A 1994-nucleotide genomic window follows, 5' to 3' on the forward strand; every position below is an offset into this window, starting at 1 on the left:
CACCGCCGAACCCCGCACCACCGCCAACACCTGATGCCCAAGACGACGCGCATCCGACAACCGCTCCACCAACAGCACACCGACGCCCTCAGCCGGCCCGAAACCGTCCGCCGAGGCCGCGAACGCCCGGCACCGCCCATCCGCCGACAAGGCCCCCTGCTGGGAGAACTCCACAAACCCGCCCAGCGACGGCATCACCGTCACACCACCGACCACCGCCAACGAACACTCACCCAGCCGCAACGACTGAACCGCCGAGTGCAACGCCACCAACGACGACGAACACGCCGTGTCGACAGTGACGGCCGGACCCTCCAACCCGAACACATACGACACCCGGCCAGACACCACACTGCCCGTGTTACCGGTAAACACATACCCCGCCGAATCACCACCAGCCAACAACCGAGGCCCGTACTCCTGCACGATGGCCCCAACGAAGACACCAGTGTCACTGCCCCGCAACGACACCGGATCAAACCCGCCGCGCTCAAAGACCTCCCACACACACTCCAGCAACAACCGCTGCTGCGGATCCATCGCCAACGCCTCCCGCGGCGACACACCGAACAACCCCGCATCGAACCCAGCCGCGTCGTGCAAAAAGCCACCACCGCGCTGATAGAACGACCCCGGCCGCGCACCCTCCGCGTCGAACAGCCCCTCCACATCCCAGCCCCGATCAGCCGGAAACCCACCGATCCCCTCCCCGCCGGAAACCAGCAACTCCCACAACGCCGCCGGCGAGTCCACCCCGCCAGGAAACCGACACGCCATCGACACGATCGCGATGGGCTCGGCCTGGCGGTCCTCGACCTCACGGAGGCGGCGGTTCGCCTGCCGTGCGTCCGCGATGGCACGCCTGAGATAGTCGCGAAGCACTTCTTCGTTCGACATCGTTCTCAGTCCCCCATGGTCGATGCGGTCAGTCGCGGCTGTCGACGAGCTGGAACAGTTCCTCGTCCGTGGCGGACTCGAGATCGGCATCGTCGAGGTCGGCCGCGCCTTCGGCGGTGGTGAGCGTGGCCAGCATGGCCCGCAGCCGCTCGGTCACTGCGGCCCGGGATCCGTGGTCGGTGACCGCGTCCATGCCGTCGGCGATCCGGGCGAGGTGGGCGAGGAGTTCCTCCGCCGGGTCCCTCGGCGGCGGGGCCAAGGCCCGGCTCAGGTACGCCGCCAGCGCAGCGGGCGTCGGATAGTCGTAGATGAGGCTGGCCGGCAGCCGCAGGCCGGTCGCCGCGCCGAGCCGGTTCCGCAGCTCGACGCCCGTCAGCGAGTCGAAACCGCCCTGCAGGAAGGTGAGATCGGCCGCGACCTGCCCCTCGGAGGAATGGCCGAGAACCACCGCCGCGTGGGTACGGACAAGGGCGAGCATCGCCTCGTGGCGCTGAGCCTCCGGCAGGGTTACCAGCCGGGAGATTTCGGTGTCGCCGCCCGATCCGGTGGCCCTGCGTTCCGGCCGGTGGTGGATCCGGGCTGCGATCGGGGTGGGATGGATGCCGGTGGACGCGGCGTCGAACATCGCCAGCCCCTGCGCGGTCGTCATCGGCAGGATCCCGGCCCGCGCCAGCCGCTCACTGTCGGCGTTGCCGGTCATCGCGCTGCGCTGCTCCCACAGCCCCCACGCGATCGAGACGCCCGGCAGCCCGAGACGGCGCCGGTGCACGGCCAGCGCGTCCAGGAAGACGTTGGCGGCCGCGTAGTTGGCCTGCCCGGCACTACCCAAGGCGCCAGCGGCCGAGGAGAACATGACGAACGCCGTCAGGTCCATGTCCCGGGTCAGCTCGTGCAGGTGCAGCGCGGCATCGACCTTGGGCCGCAGGACATCGTCGATCCGCTGCGGTGTGAGGGATGCAAAGACCCCATCGTCGAGTACGCCGGCCGCGTGCACCACCGCGTCGATGGCCCGGCCCTGCAACACCGCGGCCAGGGCGGCCCGGTCGGAAGCGTCACAGGCCACCGCCTCGACGCGGTCGCCGAACTCCGCGCCCAGA

At 69.7% G+C, this 1994-nt stretch carries 2 protein-coding genes; both read right to left on the minus strand.

The features are described from left to right. Positions 1 to 882 (minus strand): beta-ketoacyl synthase N-terminal-like domain-containing protein (locus V6U77_RS29730; protein WP_442934542.1); only part of this gene is annotated, 882 nt, incomplete at its 3' end. Positions 883 to 925: 43 nt separating this feature from the next. Continuing rightward, a partial coding sequence (locus V6U77_RS29735; RefSeq protein WP_334610053.1) for a beta-ketoacyl reductase occupies positions 926 to 1994 on the minus strand: 1069 nt, incomplete at its 5' end.

Source organism: Micromonospora sp. CPCC 205546, from assembly GCF_036902715.1.
Taxonomy (GTDB): Bacteria; Actinomycetota; Actinomycetes; order Mycobacteriales; family Micromonosporaceae; genus Micromonospora.